The following is a 21327-nucleotide window of genomic DNA, read 5'->3' as shown; positions in this document are numbered from 1 at the left end:
TCTCATATAAATAGATGAAATTGAAAAAATACAGGAAAGAAAGATTAGATAACTTAATTAAAAAAAAATAAAATCCTGAAAAGGCATTGTATAAAAAAACAGATATTACTATTTAGTAAAAAACTATTTAACCATTCACTAATTCATCATGCTATTACAACTCAACAAGGTATTCAAGTGGTACGATTCTAAAGCTGGAAGAACATTTATTTTACGGGATGTGAACCTGGACGTACAGGAAGGCGAATTTATTTCCATTATGGGACCATCCGGTTCGGGAAAGTCAACTCTGTTACATATTCTGGGTATGATGGACGAACCATCAGAAGGTGAATACTATTTCATTGAACAGCCTGTACATAAAATCCGTGAAAAGCAACGGTCTGAGCTTTACAAAAAATACATAGGCTTTGTATTTCAGGCGTACCACCTGATTGATGAGTTAACAGTATATGAAAATATTGAAACACCCCTGTTGTATCATGGCATGAAATCGTCTGAGCGGCAATCACTGGTAGCCGACATTCTGGACCGTTTTCATATGGTAGGAAAAAAAGATTTGTTTCCTAGCCAGTTATCAGGTGGACAGCAGCAGTTGGTAGGTATAGCCCGTGCCATTATTACCAAACCCAAACTAATCCTGGCTGATGAACCAACCGGTAACCTGAACAGTAAGCAAGGCGAAGAAATTATGGATCTGTTCAAACAGTTAAACCAGGAAGGTGTAACTATCATTCAGGTAACACACTCTGAGAAAAACGCTGCGTACGGAAGCCGGATCATCAACCTGTTTGATGGCCGGATTGAAGGATAAAAGATACTGGTTCTGGGAGGTAGACTTTTTTACTGCCAGCTGGAATAATCTGGATAATATCCTGTCAGAACCAATCTTATCTGCACAAATGCAATACGTATAGAAGAGTACGTTCACACCTTTTACTTCTTCTCATGTATGTTACGTAATTATATCACTATCGCATTTCGGCGGCTCTGGGTAGGCAGAGTTTATACGTTGATCAATGTAACAGGTCTTGCATTAGGGATTGTGTGTAGTATGGTTATCTATGTTTTTTTAACCTATGAACTCAGCTTTGATACCTTTCACAGTCAGTCCAGCCACATTTTCCGGATCGTGGAACACAACCACAAAGCGAATGGCACTCAGTATTGGAATACTACAGCCTATCCACTGGCTGAAGCTATACGTAGTGATATTCCGGGTAGCATAACAGCCCAGACAGCCGGCCCTATCAGCCGCATTATCAGTTCAGATGATGGCAAAGGAAACATCCGCCGTTTTGAAGAGAAAAAGATCCTGTTTGTAGACAAATACTATTTACAACTTTTTGATTTTCAGAAAGTATTTGACCAAAAAGAAAATGGCCTCTGGATAGCAGGAAGCCCTCAGACAGCCTTTAACAAACCGAATGCTGTGATATTGACACAACGTTCTGCAGAAAAATACTTTCCTACAGAGGTTTCCCAAAAAGAAACCCTGATAGGCAAAACATTGAAACTCAACAATACAGATGAACTGATTATTTCCGGAATTATCCAGAACCCTCCTGTCAATACTAATCTACTGTTTGATCTGATTGTTAATTACCAGTTTTTTAAGACCAATAATCCGTATAAGGCTACTAATTGGTCGGGGAACTATGAAGGTACTACCTATGTGCTTCTTGATCCGACTATACAACCTTCCACCTTTGAGAAGCAACTAGCAGCCTTGAAAAAGAAATACATGAAGGCAGAAGATGATCGTCGGTCCAGCTATTTCTTACAGCCTTTAACGGATATACATACACAAACGCAATATGGCAGTCTGGGAAGTTATACAGTACAAAAGGAATTGTTATGGTCATTGGCAAGTCTTGGAGTCTTCCTTATTCTGATTGCTTGCATTAACTTTATCAATCTTACTACAGCTCAGGCTGTAAAACGCAGTAAAGAAGTAGGAATACGCAAAGCAATAGGAGGAACCCAACTACAGTTATTCTTTCAATTTGTCTCGGAAACTTTTCTGATTGTTGTTATTGCAGTTGGCCTATCAACAGTCTTTTTACACTGGTTACTGAGCTCACTCAATTCGTATCTTACCATTATTGAGTTAGACCTGCAGATTGACAGTACGCTTATTGTTTTTTCTATTCTGCTTTGTATAATAGTTTCTATTATAGCAGGTTTTTATCCCGCTATAGTACTCACACATTACCAGCCTATCAAAGCATTGAAAGGTGTTATCAAGACAGGCTCTTATGGATTGCTATTACGTAAAGGGCTTATCATCTTTCAGTTTGGCATTACCTATTGTCTTCTGGTAGGGATGTTGATTGTAGCACAGCAGATGGACTACTTCCAGCACAAAGACCTCGGCTTTGTCACAGAAGCTGTAGTAACTGTAAAAATGCCACCTAACCAAACTGCAATGCAACAGGAGCAGTTTCGGCAGCGGTTATTAGCCCATCCGTCTATAAAGCAGGTGAGTTATTCCTCTGGAGCACCCACTACAGCCAACTCCTATGGCACTGACTTCCGCCTTCCCTCAGAACCTTTGACACAAATGCGACAGGCTGAAATGAAAGTAGTAGATCTTCCCTATGCCAGTCTGTATAATCTCACAGTATTATCCGGTCAGTGGCTGTCAGAAGCTAACCGGATGCCTGATGGACAGGGGTTTAATGGCTTTGTAGTCAATGAAACACTTATTAAGATGCTAGGCCTCACACCCGAAAAAGCCGTTGGTCAGACACTTATCATTAGTGAAGGCGAAGCACCTATTGTGGGGGTTGTCAGAGATTTTCACAATACATCATTGCAGCAATCTATCAAACCTTGTGTCTTGCTTCTCTGGAACAAAGACTTTATTGAAGAAAGTAGTATTCGACTGCAACTCCCACACAACAATCCTCTTGCCATACAATCAACTTTAGCTTTTATAGAGGATACATGGAAAGAAGCATTTCCTGAAGGAGTGTACCAATATGCTTTTTTGAAAGACACGCTGGCAAAGAATTACCTGGTTGAGAATCTGATCTTTGATGCTTTCCGGGTATTTGCAGTTATCTCTATTTTTATATCCTGCCTGGGACTGTTTGGGCTGATTACTCATACATCTGAACAACGCACCAAAGAAATAGGTATCCGTAAAGTACTGGGGGCTTCCGTTCAACAGATTGTGTTGCTTCTCTCTGGCGATTTTCTCTGGTTGATTGGCATTGCCTTCATTGCCACGATTCCGCTTATCTGGTATATCATGCATGAATGGTTGCAAAAGTTTACCTATAAAATAGAGATTAGATGGTGGATGTTTGGACTATCTGGTGCCATAGCATTTATTATTGCCCTGGCAACCATCTGTGTTCAGGCTATTCGGTCAGCCTTGGCAAATCCTACTCAGTCACTTCGGTCAGAGTAGATAATATTGGACGTGGCGATTTCTTATTTCTATCAAAGCTCTGATGGCTTGTATGCATTATCAGAATTCTGATATTCTTCCATCCTGACCAGAAATCCGATATTTCTCACCATTGACCTAAACTCTGGTCAAACTCAGAAAGTGAACAGAGTTTAGGTCAAACCTAAAATTGACCATTATTCGAATATTTATTGAACGGGATCGGTATTCTGGTCAAACACAAAAATGATTCGAATACTATAGAGCGTATTGACAAATTATCTGATCCAGACTAAGGCACAGGCCAGATATACCATAGCCAAAAAGAAAACAGCAGTTTTTTTATGGCGAGTGGCAAGACATCGAAAGCCCTTTACTAATTTGTTCAGGTTTGCCCATGGGTTCATCAGCGGAATCACCAACGGTGTCCCCTTCCAATCAGGCATCACCGTTTGCATTAGTGTATTGCATATTCGTGATTACGGGTACTTTCTTTTTTCTGGACAGAAATTTTCTGATCAGATGCAGAATAAATATACTTATCATCTTAGTAAGTTGAAATGAACAGCCTCACCTCTCTTTATCGACCAACGCGGAAGGTGCATAACCGAACTGCTTTTTGAAAGCATACGAAAAATGCGATAGGTTTTCAAAGCCCACCTCATAACATACTTCGATTGGCTTCTTTTTCTTCTCTACAAATTGGTAATGTGCCAGCTCCAATCGTTTTTTCGTAAGCCATCGCTGAGGAGTTGTATTGAATGCCTTACTAAAATCCCTTTTGAACGTGGTGAGACTTCTTCCAGTGAGATAACCGAATTTTTCCAAAGGCAGATTGAACATAAAGTTTTTCTCCATGTACGTGATCAGATCAATTTTTCCAGGCTCTTCAAAATTAGCTAACACGTTATCGATGCTCTTATCGATGCTTCTTAGAATGCTGATGGCTTCGGTGATCTTCAAAGAAGCAATTTCCGTTGGGAGCTCTTTCATATCAAAGTATGGTATGAGAGAAGAGAGGCAACTTTCCAATAGCGGATGATTGTTATAATGAAGGATTCGCTGCTCTGATGCTTTTGGTTTCACATTCAGGTTGGCGTAAAACTCCCGAAGTCTGGTAGTAGATAGATGCATAACCACTGTCTTATGAGGACTACCATCTTTCGGATAATTGATAATAGTAGCAAGCTGATTTCTGGGAATCAGGAAGATGTCACCCTTTTTAAAAATGTACGAGGCATCGGCCTGGACAATTTTAGTTTCTCCTGAAATAAACCACACAAGCATGTGATGATCAAACATGATGTCTGATTTGAAAAACTTATCCTCATACCAGGAAAGTTTAATATCATCGGTTATGTACTTTGCTTTAAACTCCATTCTGTCTTTCAGTTATTATTGAGCAAACAATCTCTGCCAGCTTGGTTATTTTTCTTGTGCCTCATTCGGGTATTATCAACTGTATATTACACAGACTGACCACCATCAATGAGAAAATTAGAACCCGTAATAAATGAAGCGTTGTCTCCTGATAAAAATGTGATCAGATCTGCAACTTCACTGGCTTTTCCAAACCTTGCTAATGGAATGCTGCCAATCATTTGTTCCTCAACATTTTTATCCAGACCAAGTTTATTCATAATCTCCGTAGATACAGGGCCAGGACTGACGGAATTTACACGAATTTTTCGTGAAGCCAACTCAAGGGCGGCAATTTTCATTACGGCATTCAATGCTGCCTTGCTTGCCGCATATACCGATGCACCTGGAGGGGAAATGGTAGCAGACGTGGAAGACAAGAGTATTACCGATGCACTATCATTCAATACAGGAATGAATTTACTTAACGTAAAATAAGCGCCCTTGAAATTAACATCCATGACTTCATTAAATACATTTTCTGTTATCAGCTCAATAGGTGCGAATTTTGTGATCCCTGCATTGATCAGTAATATATCCACTTTACCAAATTGCTGCGCAACGTTGGCTGCCAGGGTCTCAATGTCCGACAATATGGACTGATCGGACACTAAGCTGCTTACATTTAGGTCTTGGGCGGCTTTTTCAACTGCTTCCTTTCTTCGACCTGTTATAATTACATTCGCACCCGCTTCACGCAATGCTTTTGCTGTCGCATATCCTATTCCACTGTTGCCGCCTGTTATCACAGCAACTTTATTTTTAAGACTTGTCATATTAGTAAGTATCGTTAAGACGATGATTAAATTTTGAATGAAATGCCAGTGAGTTCTTCGCTCCATGTCCACAAGCGCCTGGCACTGACTTCATCTAATGAATATGATTTTACGCCAGCAGACATACTGGTATCAGAAGCCAACTCAGCAACTTCTCCATCTTCACAATAAACGCCTCCGATAGTGGTAAGCTTTGGTGAAGTAGCACACCATACCGTAGTAGCGGCACCTTGCGGGATGGTCTTTAATGAAGCCGCTACTTCCGGCAGAAGGTTACCATCTGCATCAAGGAATCCCATTTTCTGAAATAGTTCCAATGATGCTTCTCTTCCTAACTCAGTTCCTGCGATAGAGCCTGGATGTACACTGTACACACGTACGTTGGATGATTGTGCGCGATTATCCAACTCCATTGAAAACAAGTTGACAGCCGTCTTGGATTGACCATATCCTTGTAACGTTTCGTATTCCCTGTTTATAAAATTCGGATCATCAAAATTGAATGGTGCGAACTGATGACCCTGTGAAGAGACATTCACTACGCGCGCACCATTAGCTTTTTTAAGGGCTGGCCATAACCTCGCTGTAAGTTGAAACTGAGCTAAGTAGTTAGTCGCTAACTGTGATTCAATACCACGGTTGTCTCTACGTAGCGGAACCCACATGATGCCGGCATTATTAATGAGTAGATAAAGTGGTCTGCCCGAAGCGATGAACTTTTTAGCAAAAGCATCAATTGAATCCGGACTCATGAGATCCAGCGGTTCAAGTTCTACATTATTGATACCTTCAAGATTACGTTTTGCCTTTTCTATGTCTCTGGCAGGCACGATTACGGTTGCACCTGCCGTTGCAAGCGTTCTTGTTGTTTCCAACCCGATGCCAGTGTTACCTCCGGTTACGATGGCGATTTTCCCGGAAAGGTCGATACCCTTGATTACTTCAGTTGTTGTTGATTTGGCGTTAAACCCGGAACCTACTGGTTGTTGCAACGCTCCCTGATAATTGTTTTGTCTCATGATTTTAATTTGTTTTTGTTGAGACAAAGGTAGAAGCTCTCAAAGCACTCGACTTTGTTTAAACGTCCGAAGATGCTTTGTTTAAAAGGCCATGTTTATGAGCATGAAATTATAGAACTGAATACCGATCTTCTGATTATCCAAGGTTTCCTTTTAGCTATGATTCATCTGGCCTGGGCCTTAATCTGGATCAGATACTTATCAACACGCTCTAGTCATTTCTATTTTGATCAGCAGACAGATTATGGTTATTTTTTATTCATGTCTAACCATAATTCTGATATTTTGCGGAAAAATCAAAATACTGATCTAAACTAATCGTATGACAGATTCCGGACTTACTGACCTTGATAAAAAATGGTTTGACTTTACATCAGCATATGTCACAAAACTCAGTAAAACTGGTGGACATGACTGGGATAGCTTATCTGAGGAGGAACAGGAACTGGCAGCTCTTTGGAAGCTGGAAATGGATATGTACAATGGTGGCTTTATTCAGTTTTTCTGTAACTGGGGGTATGACTGTTATACCCATGCAGTCCGTTGTCTGACTAAACTGCAAGCCAATGAGTGTCTGGATATTATTACACAACAGTATAGCATCATTGAAAGACTAGGAGAGGATGACCGTCTTACAGCTTTATGGGATATACCTAAATACCTGACAGAAGAGGAAACAAAGGCACTAGACGAGTTGGATCACCGCTATTGGGATAACACAGATTCTATACAGGAAAAAACCTTTCAGGTATATGGCTATCTGCAGCAATAATTCAATCCGCTAACTACATCATTGATTATCAACAAGTTTCTTCATGATACTTAATAGTAATGAAAGAAACTTTCAAGAATTATATAAAAGTAAAAGCACCTTGATATATCCTACATATTTCTATTTCTCTCCAAATACGGTTTATATCTCTATTTATCAGCACATTACAGCTCTGAAACGCTATTTTCCTAAAAAATCTAAAAGAAGGCATACATGTATGATAATGAGCAGATTACGACTTTACAAAAAGTAAAGTTGTAGTACCTTTGTAGTGTTAGTCAAGCAGACATATCCTCAGATGCAAGTCTGATCATAGATATAAAAATAAAATTTAGGTTGTAAGTGGTTTGTTACTGAAATTCCCCGAAGGTTTCCTTCTGGGAATTTTTGTTTCCAGACAGTCTCAAATATCATACATAAACACGATTTCCATATCGTTGTTTTTAGTTACGTAAAAGGCATGACAGATTACCTGGGTAAGCGATTGAGCAGCTTGTGCAATTTTGCTTTCCAATAGGGAAGGCTCTTCACTGATATTTCCTACAGGAATAAGTTTAATCGCAATGTCGTTTCCTTGTCCTTCAATATCTGTATACCCTAAAGTGATCAGTAATTCATCTGCTTGTTCCAGATATTCTACACCAATACTTTTGGCAGAGTGGTTAGGAAGATTAGCAAAACCTTCAATGTCTTTAAACACCTGAGTGAAAGAACCTCCATTGGCCTTTCCACGAAATATCTTAAACTTCTCATGTATTTGCTCTTGCATAAATGGGTAGTATTGAATAAAGTGAATAGATTGTGTAAGTAAAGTAGGCGGAAGTTAAAGGAGATTGGTCAAATACTCAACTCATTGTTAAAGAATATGTTATAACAAAAACCAGAAGGTAGAAAACACATTGCTTTCTCGAACTACACGTTTATGATCTTGCATCTTTTTGATAGGGACAATTTGCCTTTCAGGCAAATCTGCGTTCACCGATTTGTTGCCTCCACATAGCATAGTACAATCCTTTCTGTTTCAGAAGATCATCGTGATTACCCATTTCCACAATCTTTCCTTTTTCGAGTACATAGATCACATCTGCATGCAGGATAGTAGACAGCCGATGGGCTATCAGAATGGTGATCTGACCTCTACGTTGTGAGATCTCACGAATTGTATCTGTAATATCTTCTTCTGTGATAGAATCGAGAGCAGATGTTGCCTCATCAAAAATCAGCAGTTGGGGTTGGCGTAACAACGCCCGCGCAATGGAAAGTCGTTGTTTTTCTCCTCCAGATAACTTCAAACCGTTTTCTCCCAGCATGGTATTGAGTCCATCTGCCGAACGGGTCAGGAGACGGGTGGCAGATGCTTTTTCCATGGCGTCCCTTAGTTGTTCCTCTGTAGCATCAGGTTTTACCAGTCGCAGGTTATCGGCTATGCTGCCTGCAAACAAATGGGTATCCTGAGATACAAAGCCGATCTGTCGTCGAAGGGGATTGTAGCGGATAGTAGACGAGAGATGCTCATTGAAATAAATTTTTCCATGTTGTGGAGTATATAATCCTACCAGCAACTTTACCAGCGTGGATTTTCCTGAACCGGATGGTCCTACAAAAGCAATGGTTTCGCCTTTTTTAACTTCAAAGGAAATACCGTCAATTGCATTGTAAGAGGCAGTCTTATGACGAAAAACAACATCTTCAAATCGTAGTGTATGCAACTGATCTATCTCAACCCATTGAGGCGGACGTTGCTCTACAGGCTTTTTCATCAAACCATCAAAATGCTGGATAGAAGCCTCAACTTCTCTGTACTGCAAAATCAGATTACCCAAGTCTTGCAAAGGCCCAAAGATGGTTGTTGAAATAAACTGCATTGTGATAAGTTCACCATTGCTGAGTTGTTTGTGAAAAATAAGCCAGAGCAGAATAAACAGAATCGAATGACGCAATAGTGCCAGTGTAATACCCTGAAAAAATGAAAGTGACTGTACACGTTTTGCTTTTGTCCTTTCCAGATCAAAAATCTTCAGGGTTAAGTCTTTCAGATGGCGGATTTCGGAAAATGTGAGCCCCAGACTACGAATCAGTTCCACATTGCGCAGGCTCTCTGTAATCACACCTGACAGGCGGTTGGTTTGTTTATTAATAGACCGCTGGATGGATTTAATTTGTTTGGAAAGTAGTCCACTCAATGACCCCAACAACACTATTCCTAACAGGAAAAATGCGATCAGTACACCATTTTTGGTAATGCTATACCAGATCAGAAACGCTACTCCAACCAGTGTAGAAAACAGCACATTGATAAATGATTGCACAAAACGCTCTGTATCTGTCTTTACCTTTTGCAGAATGGAAAGTGTTTCTCCACTGCTACTTTCTTCAAATTCCGGAAACGAAAGGCGCAAGGTTTGCCGGAGGCCTTCGTCAAAGATCTGACGGCCAAAACGGGCAACAGTAAGACGTGTTGTATACTCTTGCAAGGCTTTAAACAAACGGGCTCCCAACGCTACCGCAAAGGCTATTCCCAGCCAGACAAGCACCTGACTAACGATGTCTGGAGGATAAGCAGTAGCTACCACAGCAGTGTTTGCATACTCATCTACAATTTTTCCAAAGATGATGGGATCTACTAATGTTAGCAGTTGGGCTCCAGTTGCAAATAATAAGGACAGAAAAATAAGTGATTGATGAGGACGGAGGTATTTCCATAATGTTGCCATGTTCCAGCAGAATTCAAAAAGCATACCTGCTATGTTGTGCTGTAACCAATAAAGAATAGAATGTCTGTTTACTATTTAAAACCAAGTTTCATATTTTTAGCAAGTTTTTTTCACCTTTAATGAAGGTGGACAATCGCCTACTTAGTAACAATGGAGTATAACCTGACTATTTTTGCGGATTATTTTCAGATTGAAATAGAAGATTCTAACAGTATAGCATCTCACATGCCCAAATTTGATAAAGAGGAAATGACGTCATTGCTTAGTGTTGGGAAAGGAGTACTCAATGTTTTTACAGTTAGAAATATGAATGTACCTTTAAAAATAGCCGTTTTGGCTATAAAGCCTGATATTGATATCAAAGAGTATGATCAGGTAGTAGAAGCTAGCATAACTATTTCCTCTGGTATTTTATCCATATATAATGCCATGGAATACCCTGACAATCTACTTGAGTTTCGAATTCCAGCAGGTATATATCAAGCACTAATTGGATATCAGGGGCTAGATACCATTAGCGAAGATGGCTTAGAAGGTAATGATGCTTATACAGTCTTTCTTTGGCAAAACGATACTAGTATTGAGAAAAAAATAATAAAAGAATGGGTGAATTCTCCTTATTGAAAGTCAGTAGGTCAGTACAATAACTCTAAGTCTCAATTCTACTTCTAAACCCATTACTGCAATAGGTCTTTGCGGAAGACAAACGAGCGGGAGATGAATTCTGAAGCACCAAAAAAGCCTAGGGCACCATTGCTCATATTGGTAGGAACATTTGCCACAACCCGGTCAAATAATCCTCCTTTGAAGGCTGTCTGTGCGTATACTGCCCGTGTGAATTCGTAGTTTTCCTGTGATAGTGAGTATTTGTATTGTTGTATCACGGTTCCCTCTTCCAGCATCAGTTGTGCATTATGCCCCTGAAAGTTTAACAGAAATCCTTGTGGATCTACACCAGGAAATTCATAGTGAAAAGCATTGAGCATATCCTGAGTTATCGGGTCTTTTGCCAGATAGACCACCTTTGCGGGTTTGGCTACACCATATCGTACTTTTGGAAATTCCAGCTGATAAATAGCAAAGTTATCCGGCAATGGATTTTCGATCCGATTGGGCGTCCGGAATATTTCCTTTTCAGGTGTAAATGGCGTGACAGGTTCCATGGTAGAGGAAGCCGTGTATACCTGTCCATCTATTTCTATATGTAATGTGTAGGTCTTACCTACCTCACCCTGTACAGTATCCTCAGTGGCATATATGCCGGGGAGAGTATCTAATGGATGTAGCAGATAGGTATGTGCTCCTTCTGAAATAGAAACATTAGCCTGTGATACACCTGCCTGCGGTGATTGAGGGATTGGTACATCTGTCCGGCTTATCCGGATCAGATGTGCTTTCTTCTCATTGGTGATTAGTCCTTCCACTACGATCCTGCCTGTAACATTACCGTTTATTTCATGCAAATCCATTTGTTCTACACAGGATGTAGCCAGCAGCATGCACAGAAGTGTAATAAGAAGACAATAGTTTCTAAATGCATTCATTTTAGTACAATAGTATAGGATATAGTAGGTACAATGGAAAACAGATAAATCCGGTTAGCTACTGTTTTAGGATTGTTTCGGTCTCTTGTAGCTGAAAGATCTTCTCCGATGTAAATGGTCATCGGATTCTTGCGGGCATAGGCATTATAGATCGAAAAGACAAAGTAGTGACTAAACTTGCTGGCAGGTTTATCTTTGCCTTTCAGTGTAGCCGAAAGATCCAGGCGGTGGTAATCAGGTAAGCGACTTGCATTGCGGCTACCATACACAGGAATGGTTTGTCCCTCATACTGAAAACTTTCGGTAGGTAGATTGACGGGATTGCCAGTAGTGTAAATCCAGCTGGCAGATACCGAAAGCCGACTGGAAAGTTCATAGTGCCCTGTAAAAGCAATTTTATTGGGCTGATCATACAGGGCAGGATAGGGATTGCCATTGTTGATACCTTTGATCTGTTTTTTGGCTCTGGAAAAGGTATAGGAGAGCATCCCAGTAAAACGTCCTGTACTCTTCTGAAGTAGAAATTCAATTCCATAGGACTGCCCCTTTCCAAACAGTAATTCGCCTTCTATATAGGGGTTAAATACCAGTTGGGCATTATCTCTGAAATCGGTCTGATTAGCGACGGTTTTGTAATAAGCCTCTACCGAAAATCGCATAGCATAGTTAGGTAACTCTCTGAAGTACCCTATAGAATACTGATTGGAACGCAATGGGTTGAGATGAGGGCCACTGGGATACCAGATGTCAAAAGCTGTAAAGGAAAGAGAGGAGTTGGATAACATCTGCAGGTACTGGGTACTACGCATATAGCTGGCCTTTAGAGAACTTTGTTGATTGATCCGGTAACTGAACTGAAACCGGGGTTCAAATCCCTGTGAGGTATGGAAAATCTTGCCTTTGGAATAGTGGACAGAATCTGTGACAGTGCCTTGATTGAAGGAATAAATGGTTGTTTTTCCAATATTCTGAAAGAGAGAATATCGAAGCCCCAGTTCTATGGATAGTTTCTCATTTATCTTTCCTTCCAGTCCTCCATAGATAGCAGTTTCGAGTGCATTCCGGCTGGGAATATCGTATGTACTACTGACTTGGTTATACCCTGGACGCAGGGTATGGCTGATGGTATTAAGACCGAAAGTAAATGAGAGGGATTCATTTTTGATATACGAAAAATCTGCTTTGGCATTCCAGTCTTTGATTCTAGACCGCCAGTCAAACAGGTTTCCAGCAGAAGGTGTATTCAGATTGTAATCATAGTTGCTGTAGATAAGCGAGAAATGGGAGAAAAGCCTGGGGTTAAAAATATGATTCCATCGAAGTGATCCGGTGACATTGCCCCAGTTAATGGCATAGTCCAGAATGGAAAGTTTGTTTACATCTCTACCTATGTATGCCGAAAGAAACAGGCTGTTCCGTTCGTTGAAAGTATAATTCATCTTTCCGTTCAGGTCATAAAAGTAAAGGCGGGTACCTTTAAACTGTACACGGTTAGTAGAGTCTGTGGTAGCTAACCACAGCAGAGGCTCGGCAAACGTGCGCCGTCCGGCTACCATAAATGAGCCTTTTCCTTTCAGGAGAGGGCCTTCAGCTACCAACCGTGCTCCACCCAGCAGGCTTGCACCACCAGCAGCCCGAAAGATTTTGGTATTTCCTTCTTTCATGCGCAGATCTAATACAGACGATAAACGCCCTCCATACCGTATCGGGAAATAGCCTTTGTAGAGTGTTATATTTTTGATAGCATCTTCATTGAATACCGAAAGAAAACCCAGCAGGTGGGATGCATTATACAGTGGAGCATCATCCAGTAAAATCAGGTTCTGATCTGAACCACCACCTCTGACAAAAAAGCCTGTTGAACCCTCTCCAATAGTAGTTACAGCTGGTAATAGTTGCAATGATTTGATAATATCGCTTGCACCACCCAGTGCGGGAATCTGTCGTACCATTTGCATGGAGAGTTGATGCGACCCCATTGCATCAGGCGTAGCAGATGGTTGTGTTTCGGTAACTACTACCTCCTCCAGCCCAATGGATTGTATGGGTAGTTGCACATCTATTTGCTGGTCAGCTGTTAGTGTAATTGTATGGCTGGTAGTGTGATAGCCTACATAGGAATAGTAGAGTGTATAGGAGCCTTCCGGCAGGGAAAAAGAATAGAAACCATAGGTATTTGATGTTACTTGGTGAGAAGGATCTCTGGTAGAGATAGTGGCTCCTGCCAGTACTTCTCCAGAAGTAGAGTCCCGAACATACCCTGAAATGGTGTAACGCTTTTGCTGCTGATATGAATGCCCTTCTATAGAATAGGCTCCTGAAAATGATAGACAGGCACAGACAAGCAATAGGTATGAAAAAGTAGAGATTATCCTCATAGTCGTTGAGAAGATAGTTGATAAACCAAGGCAACGGTTTACGTATTTATTAGGTAATAGTAGAGAAAGAAGGACAGGAAGACAATTAAGAATGTAGCTTTTAGCACTTTTTTAACTTTATTTAAGATACTTTAACATCAGCAGATAGATCCTATTTAAGAACAAAGAAAAAATCTTAGTGTGAAGACTTGAATACGTATCCATTATGATTACTTATCACATAGAAAAATACACCCTTTCCAAAGACAGAATTGTTGATGTGTTTCTTGTAAATGAACCTTATCAGGATCTGGATGAATTCATTGAATGGCTGGAAGAGATTATTGCCGAACAAATCCCTGATTTTTCATTGCCGGGTGCTATTATCGTTCAGGGGTTTTTATGGGGTAGTGTAAGATCTAAAATAGTAGAGCTAGTGATGCATGGGCCTTGTATCGAAAAAGAAGAATTTGATACAAAAGAATTTCTGAAACTCTGTTATGACTGGCGAACATTCCTGATTAAAAAACGGGAAGGAAAACGCCCTTAAGCAATACTCGAACCTACTGACATACAGAGCTCAGCAGCTCTGAAACGCTAATTCCCTAAAAATCTAAAAGAAGGCATACATGTATGATAATGAGCAGATTACGACTTTATAAAAAGTAAAGTTGTAGTACCTTTGTAGTGTAAGTCAAGCAGACATATCCTCAGACAAAACGTCTGGTTTAGATATAAAAATAAAATTTAGGTTGTAAGTGGTTTGTTACTGAAATTCCCAGAAGGTTTCCTTCTGGGAATTTTTGTTTATAGAGAAAAAGATATAGAGTTCGCAAATTTTCCTTTTGCAACACAATTGAATGGTGTTTTCTATACCTTTGGTCTATGCAACGTTTGATTGTTTTTTGGGGATTATGGCTTTGGTGCATCTCATGTATACCATGCAGAGATGAACTAACCATGCTCTTTGAGGAATCAGTTGCAGAAATTGCGGTGCTTACTTCATCTTGTCAGGCAGACCCCTCTTCTTCAGCAGATCTCTGTTCACCATTGTGTGTATGTAGCTGTTGTGGAATTTCTCTGATTTCGCCACTACAGGTTGATTTTTCCATGCCTGCGCTTATGTATCAGGATAGCCAGTCGTTTAAGAGCTGGGTAGCCAAACCTGTATATGCGTATTTCTCATTCTGGCAGCCTCCCAAAATCGGTTAGGATAACACTTTATTCTGGCTGTTACCAAACAAATTGATCCATAGAGAGATATTTTCCTTTACCTTGTTGTTTAACATCCGGAGAGTATTCACTCACAGGCTATTTTATTGCCAACTGGTTGCACTTAACAGCAGTCAGAGGCTTAGGGTATCTTCTCAGGCAAAATAAGAGGGATACCTATTCCATAGATTTTAACAAACCACACAATGATTACAATTCTTACAGGGAGTCTGGTATTAAGTCTGTTGCATGCACTGATACCGAATCACTGGTTACCCGTTATTGCGATTGGCAGGAAAGAAGGATGGACTTTATCATACACTACCCGCATTACCTTTATAGCCGGTCTTTCACATGCTGTCAGTACAGTTTTATTAGGATGGGTTTTAGGTCTGATCGGATTTCAGTTGTCAGAGACTGTTAACCAGTTTACGCATATTGTGGCTCCTGTTATACTTGTTCTGCTTGGCATTTTCTTTATCTATCAGCATCACCATCACAAACATTTTCATATTGATGCACCAGGCCGACAGAATAAAAGAAAAATAATTTTATCACTGGTAGTCGCGATGTTTTTCTCTCCTTGTCTGGAGATAGAAGGCTATTTTCTGATGGCGGGATCTTATGGAACAGGCTTTCTTGTGCTTCTTACGTTTGTGTATATGGTGGTGACTATTCTGGGTATGATCAGTTGGGTACGGGTTGCGTATTCGGGTATACTTAAGATAAACTGGCATAAGATAGAACATAATGCAGGCATTATTACAGGAGTAACCTTGATTCTGACAGGGATCATCTCTTTTTACGTACACTAGAAATAATTGTCAGGGAGCAGTCGCATTGACAACAGTATCTGTATTTATATGTACATGAAGTTACTATTCAATTATTAACTTATGCAAGATCCAACAAAACCTAAAAATATTTCTTCTAAAAACCGACTGTCTCTCATCAGGCCAGTTCCGGCATCACATCATGATCATTGCTGTGGTCATGATACCCATGATCATAATCACACGAAAGAGCATTCTCACAGTGCAGAAGATGGACATTCACACGATCATGACCATGATCACTCGCATGATGGGCACTCACATGGAAATGATTCTGCTGGTTGGCTAAGCCAGTGGCCATTGCTTTTGTCGCTGGCGGTTCTGGTGGGTATGCTGGTGCTGGAGTATGGATTTACTATTAAACCACCCTTTCCAGTCGACCTGATCATTTTTGGTGTAGCCTATTTGCTGGCGGGTTATAATGTATTGTCATTGGCTTTCCGAAAACTGAAGCGGTTGGATATTTTCAATGAGTTTTTTCTGATGAGTATAGCTACTCTGGGTGCCTTTTCGATTGGTTCTTATAGTGAGGGAGTGGCTGTAATGGTGTTTTATTCGATTGGCGAGTGGTTTCAGGATGTGGCGGTGAGTCGGGCTAAACGAAGCATCAAAGCCTTGCTGGATATTCGTCCTGATGAGGTTACTGTATTTAGAAATGGTCAGACGTTGGTAGTTAATCCCAAAGACGTACAGCTGAACGAAACCATCCAGGTTAAGGCAGGGGAGAAGGTAGCTCTTGATGGTGAATTGCTTTCCGAACAGGCCTCATTTAATACGGCTGCTTTGACAGGAGAAAGCAAGCCGGACGCCAAACGGACAGGAGAAAAAGTATTTGCCGGAATGATTAATCTCAATACCGTCAGTGAGATCAAAGTAACATCCCTGTTTAAGGACAGCAAGCTGAGCCGTATTCTGGAGATGGTACAGGACGCAACAGCCCGCAAATCGCAGACGCAGTTATTTATTTCCCGCTTTGCCAAAGTATATACACCGATTGTTTTCTTCCTGGCGTTAGCCGTTTGTTTGATTCCCTATTTCTTCGTAGATACTTATGTATTTACGGACTGGTTGTATCGTTCACTCGTATTTCTGGTTATCAGTTGCCCTTGTGCATTGGTTGTTTCGATTCCATTGGGGTATTTTGGGGGTATTGGCTTAGGGTCACGGAATGGCATTCTGTTTAAAGGTTCTAACTACCTGGACGTTATGACTCAGGTGACCAGTATTGTGATGGATAAAACCGGAACGCTGACTCATGGCGTATTCAAAGTACAACAGGTAGTCACAGACCAGTCGGATAAGACAGAATTTATTCAGCTTGTGGCAGCCCTCGAAAGTCAATCTACGCATCCTATCGCCAAAGCTATTGCAGAATATGCAGAAAGTCAATCTGATCAAAACCTAAAGGTAGAAAGGGTAGAGGAAATCTCTGGTCATGGCCTCAAGGGAATAATTGAGGGAAAAGAGGTGCTGGCAGGAAATACAAAACTTCTGAAAAAGTATAACATAACTTATCCGGAAGATCTACATAGCCTTGTGGATACCATTGTGGTAGTTGCCGTTAATGGTAATTATACTGGTTATATTACCATTGCAGATCAGATCAAAGAGGATGCAGCGCAGGCAATAAAAGCTATGCATGCATTGGGGCTGGAAACGATAATGCTCTCTGGCGACAAACAGACTGTAGCAGATGCTGTAGCCCGACAACTAGGTATCGATCAGGCATATGGAGATTTACTGCCGGAAGGAAAGGTAGAAAAGGTACAAGCCTTAAAAAATGCAGGCAAGCAGATTGCCTTTGTAGGAGATGGAGTAAATGATGCTCCGGTTATTGCACTGGCTGATGTAGGCATTGCCATGGGTGGATTGGGTAGCGATGCAGCTATCGAAACGGCGGATGTTGTGATTCAGAATGATCAGCCTTCCCGAATTGTTTCTGCCATTAAAGCAGGTAAGCTGACTAAACGTATAGTCTGGCAGAATATCAGTCTGGCTATGATTGTAAAGGTAGGCGTATTAATCCTGGGAGCCGGAGGTGTTGCCAACCTGTGGGAAGCTGTAATTGCCGATGTAGGAGTTGCATTACTGGCTATTCTGAATGCAGTACGAATACAGCAGATGAAGCTTTAATGGTATAAAACTTTATTTTTGTTTGCTTGTTATCCTATAAACTGCAAACTGCTCTGTTGTAAAGACAGAGCAGTTATATTATTCTTTATGGAAAAGCATTATCCTGTTGAGTGTCCGCGATGCGGCACTTCATTTGCCTGTAAGGTAAACTCTGTTTCAAAATGTGATTGTATGTATGTCGACCTCACTCCGCTGGAGTTGCAATACATCCGTGAGAATACAGAATCAGGTACCTGCCTGTGTATGAACTGTCTGATGGAGCTCAAAAAAGCATACCATCAGCACTCCTCTGAATAAGATAGCTTATGGGCCATTCAAAATATTTTTTGAAGAGATCCCTGAATAAAATATTACCTTTAAGCCCTCATTTATCCTACGAAAATAAAATGGTAGTCATCTACCGAGACAAAATGCCTTTTCATCCGGATACGCCTTCGCCAGACAGTAGTTCGTTGGGACTGGGTTGTTAGTTGGAAAAGAGAGTATTTTACCGAAGACGCAAATAGTTATAGCCATTATATGAAATTTTCAGTTTGTATCATTCTTTTGTTGCTTCTTTGCTTCACCACTGTATCGTATTCCCAGAGCCGACAGATACATCCTTTAAAAGGAATTGTAATGGATCAGATGACCAGAGACTATGTAAGCAATGCTACAATTACGATTACCACCAAAGCCAATCCCTCCAGTGGAGAATCTGACCCAAAGGCTTTCTCCAAGATGACAAAAACGAATGAACTGGGGCAGTTTACCTTTCTGAACATTCCAGACGGAAGCTATACACTATCTGTGAGTTATGTAGGTTTTGTCAGTCAATCGCTGAATATATCTGTTCCCTCTACTATCCATAATCAGCCCCTTTCGATTGCCTTACAGGCGGCTCCTGTACAGCTCAGCGAGGTTACGGTCTCTTCTATACATGCACATGATCAGCAGATTATCTCTTCACTGGATATTAAACTACGTCCTATCACTAACTCTCAGGAGATTTTGCGTATGGTGCCAGGTTTATTTATCGGGCAACATGCCGGAGGAGGCAAAGCTGAACAGATTTTTTTACGGGGTTTTGATCTGGATCATGGCACTGACATTCGCTTAACTGTAGATGGTATGCCTGTCAATATGGTTTCTCATGCTCACGGGCAAGGATATGCCGATCTGCATTTTGTGATTCCGGAACTGGTAGAAAATGTAGATTTTAAGAAAGGGCCTTACCATACTTCCAAAGGAAATTTTACTACAGCAGGCTGGGTAGATTTTCATACACAGAATGTACTGGAAAAAAGTCTGGTGAAGCTGGAAGTTGGACAATACAATACATACAGGGCTGTAGGGGCTTTTAATATGTTAGGGCAAAAAATGCGTGAGCAAGGACACTCAGCCTATCTGGCTTCGGAATATTCCTACTCTGATTCGTATTTTGATAATCCACAACATTTTAAACGCTTTAATCTGTTGGGCAAGTATCAGGGCAAACTAAGTGAAGCTACTCAACTGACAGTTACGGCTTCTACGTTTTACAGCAAATGGAACCACTCCGGACAGATCCCGGACCGGGCAGTGGCTTCCGGATTAATTGACTTTTATGGTTCTATTGACCCTACAGAAGGTGGTGAGACTAGCCGAACCAATATCAATGCTGAGTTCACGACAGCTACTCCTGGTGGCAGTCTGATTAAAAATCAGTTCTTTTACAGCAATTATAATTTTGAGCTCTATTCTAACTTTACTTTCTTCCTGAAAGATACTGTAAACGGAGACCAGATCCGTCAGAAGGAGGGACGTAATCTGTTTGGATATAACGGCAGCTTTCAGAAAACTTACTACCTGGGATCTACTCAGTGGATTTCTACTCTTGGAGCCAGCTACAGACAGGATCTGACTCAGAATTCGGAATTGTCTCATACTAAAAACAGAACGGAAACGCTGGAAAGACTTCAGTATGGAGATGTGAATGAACTAAACGCAGGTCTATATATTGATGAATTGGTTCATATTTCACCTAAGTGGACAGTGAATGCAGGGGTTCGGATAGATTATTTCCGTGACCAGTATACCGACTTACTACAAAACCCGGTGACTACTAAACAGGCAAATGGAACTATCGTTTCTCCTAAGCTTAATTTTTACTACACACCTAATTCCCGTTTTCAATTTTATCTCAATACAGGCAAAGGCTTTCACTCCAATGATACACGGGTAGTAGTGCCACAGAACGGTAAACAGATTTTGCCTGCTGCCTATGGATCGGATCTTGGGATGATTGTGAAGCCTTTCCCTAAGTTATTGATCAATGCGGCCTTATGGTATCTGTGGCTGGATCAGGAGTTTGTGTATGTGGGTGATGAAGGTGTAATAGAACCAAGTGGCAAATCGCGCAGACAAGGTATTGATGTATCGGTACGTTATCAGCTTACACGTAGTCTGTATGCCGATGTAGATCTGAATACGGCTCGTCCGAGAGCTATTGGAGAGCTAGCAGGTCAGAATTATTTGCCTTTGGCTCCTACATTTACGACTACGGGTGGCTTGTCGTTAACAGGTCAGAAGGGTTTTAGCGGATCATTGCGGTATCGGTATATGGGAAATCGTCCTGCCAATGAGGATAACTCTATTGTAGCGAAAGGATATTTTGTAACGGATTTGCAAGCGAACTATACCAAACCTACGTATGCTGTTGGCTTATCGGTTCAGAACCTGTTTAATACCCGTTGGAAAGAAACACAGTTTGCGACTGAAAGTCGTCTCAAAGGAGAAGCTACCTCTGTAGATGAGATTCATTTTACGCCTGGTACACCTTTCTTTGCTCGTCTGAGTCTGACTTATTTTCTGAAATAATTGTTTGTTGGATTTTTAGGGCCTATGCTTTTTGAGAAGAGTATAGGCCCTGGTGCTTTTTGAGAAGATCTCTTCCTGAGTTATTTCAGACTCACGAACACTGCTCCATATATAGCATTTAGAGTTCACTCTTTCTTCATTTTTTTATAGTCCAGAACATATCTCTTCCTACCACCTGTCACTTTTTTGCTTGCCCAAAATAGGGGCACCAAATGAGAATTTGGTGAGCCAGATTTGTGTGTTTGTAAAAAAAGGCACCTTTTCCCGATCCTTCCGCCCGCAAGGCCAAAGGCCAACCTCGCGGGAAAAGGAA

The 21327-nt window shown here is 40.9% G+C and carries 17 protein-coding genes; 10 read left to right on the top strand and 7 right to left on the bottom strand.

The features are described from left to right. The first annotated feature begins 148 nt into the window (after positions 1-148). Together QNI22_RS19160 and QNI22_RS19155 are read left to right on the top strand one after the other, a co-directional pair. Entirely contained in the window at positions 149-814 is a 666-nt protein-coding gene (locus QNI22_RS19160) for an ABC transporter ATP-binding protein (protein WP_314513121.1), read from the top strand. A 138-nt stretch (positions 815-952) separates the two neighbouring features. After that, on the top strand, positions 953-3418 hold the full coding sequence (locus tag QNI22_RS19155) for an ABC transporter permease (protein WP_314513119.1): 2466 nt from the start codon (positions 953-955) through the stop codon (positions 3416-3418). Between the two features lie 549 nt (positions 3419-3967). Here the strand turns inward: QNI22_RS19155 and QNI22_RS19150 are convergent. The 3 genes from QNI22_RS19150 to QNI22_RS19140 form a co-directional block, all read right to left on the bottom strand. Beyond that, positions 3968-4777 carry a helix-turn-helix domain-containing protein gene (locus QNI22_RS19150; RefSeq protein ID WP_313991861.1) on the bottom strand — a complete coding sequence of 270 codons (810 nt, stop codon included), beginning with the start codon at positions 4775-4777 and terminating at the stop codon, positions 3968-3970. An 86-nt stretch (positions 4778-4863) separates the two neighbouring features. Beyond that, positions 4864-5592: an SDR family NAD(P)-dependent oxidoreductase gene (locus QNI22_RS19145; RefSeq protein WP_314513117.1), complete on the bottom strand. Its 729-nt coding sequence runs from the start codon at positions 5590-5592 to the stop codon at positions 4864-4866. A 26-nt stretch (positions 5593-5618) separates the two neighbouring features. Beyond that, positions 5619-6638, bottom strand: coding sequence for an SDR family NAD(P)-dependent oxidoreductase (locus QNI22_RS19140; RefSeq protein ID WP_314513115.1), 1020 nt, complete (start codon positions 6636-6638; stop codon positions 5619-5621). Between the two features lie 295 nt (positions 6639-6933). Here QNI22_RS19140 and QNI22_RS19135 point away from each other — a divergent pair, with 295 nt between their 5' ends. After that, positions 6934-7383 carry a DMP19 family protein gene (locus tag QNI22_RS19135; protein ID WP_314513113.1) on the top strand — a complete coding sequence of 150 codons (450 nt, stop codon included), beginning with the start codon at positions 6934-6936 and terminating at the stop codon, positions 7381-7383. A 403-nt stretch (positions 7384-7786) separates the two neighbouring features. On the opposite strand, the gene QNI22_RS19130 is transcribed toward QNI22_RS19135, so the two are convergent. Beyond that, complete coding sequence (locus tag QNI22_RS19130) at positions 7787-8152, bottom strand: hypothetical protein (protein ID WP_314513112.1); 366 nt, start codon at positions 8150-8152, stop codon at positions 7787-7789. Positions 8153-8342: 190 nt separating this feature from the next. Then, the gene (locus QNI22_RS19125; RefSeq protein ID WP_314513108.1) at positions 8343-10097 is read right to left on the bottom strand and encodes an ABC transporter ATP-binding protein; all 1755 of its coding nucleotides are present in this window, start codon (positions 10095-10097) and stop codon (positions 8343-8345) included. A 150-nt stretch (positions 10098-10247) separates the two neighbouring features. On the opposite strand from QNI22_RS19125, the gene QNI22_RS19120 reads away from it, so the two are divergent. Further along, a complete protein-coding gene (locus QNI22_RS19120) occupies positions 10248-10721 on the top strand; it encodes a hypothetical protein (RefSeq protein WP_314513107.1) in 474 nt (157 codons plus the stop codon). A 53-nt stretch (positions 10722-10774) separates the two neighbouring features. Here the strand turns inward: QNI22_RS19120 and QNI22_RS19115 are convergent, their stop codons facing one another. Both QNI22_RS19115 and QNI22_RS19110 read right to left on the bottom strand, forming a co-directional pair. After that, entirely contained in the window at positions 10775-11641 is an 867-nt protein-coding gene (locus QNI22_RS19115) for a DUF4249 family protein (protein ID WP_314513104.1), read from the bottom strand. Next, complete coding sequence (locus tag QNI22_RS19110; RefSeq protein ID WP_314513102.1) at positions 11638-14019, bottom strand: TonB-dependent receptor; 2382 nt, start codon at positions 14017-14019, stop codon at positions 11638-11640. Before QNI22_RS19110 ends, QNI22_RS19115 begins: the two co-directional genes overlap by 4 nt. Positions 14020-14224: 205 nt before the next feature. Here QNI22_RS19110 and QNI22_RS19105 point away from each other — a divergent pair, with 205 nt between their 5' ends. The 6 genes from QNI22_RS19105 (at position 14225) to QNI22_RS19085 (ending at position 21014) form a co-directional block, all read left to right on the top strand. Beyond that, a complete protein-coding gene (locus tag QNI22_RS19105) occupies positions 14225-14548 on the top strand; it encodes a hypothetical protein (protein ID WP_314513101.1) in 324 nt (107 codons plus the stop codon). Between the two features lie 335 nt (positions 14549-14883). Then, on the top strand, positions 14884-15210 hold the full coding sequence (locus QNI22_RS19100; protein ID WP_314513099.1) for a hypothetical protein: 327 nt from the start codon (positions 14884-14886) through the stop codon (positions 15208-15210). Positions 15211-15416: 206 nt separating this feature from the next. Next, positions 15417-16025 (top strand): hypothetical protein, encoded by a 609-nt coding sequence (locus QNI22_RS19095; protein ID WP_313981074.1) that lies wholly within the window; start codon positions 15417-15419, stop codon positions 16023-16025. An 81-nt stretch (positions 16026-16106) separates the two neighbouring features. Next, a complete protein-coding gene (locus QNI22_RS19090) occupies positions 16107-18176 on the top strand; it encodes a heavy metal translocating P-type ATPase (protein WP_314513096.1) in 2070 nt (689 codons plus the stop codon). Between the two features lie 87 nt (positions 18177-18263). Further along, complete coding sequence (locus tag QNI22_RS40305; protein ID WP_419836234.1) at positions 18264-18473, top strand: cysteine-rich CWC family protein; 210 nt, start codon at positions 18264-18266, stop codon at positions 18471-18473. 222 nt (positions 18474-18695) lie between these two features. Next, positions 18696-21014 (top strand): TonB-dependent receptor, encoded by a 2319-nt coding sequence (locus tag QNI22_RS19085; RefSeq protein WP_314513094.1) that lies wholly within the window; start codon positions 18696-18698, stop codon positions 21012-21014. Positions 21015-21327 lie beyond the last annotated feature (313 nt).

The organism is Xanthocytophaga agilis, from assembly GCF_030068605.1.
In the GTDB taxonomy this organism is placed as follows: Bacteria; Bacteroidota; Bacteroidia; order Cytophagales; family 172606-1; genus Xanthocytophaga; species Xanthocytophaga agilis.
The sequence above is the reverse complement of the archived record's forward strand: the minus strand, read 5'-3'. Positions and strand labels throughout refer to the sequence as shown.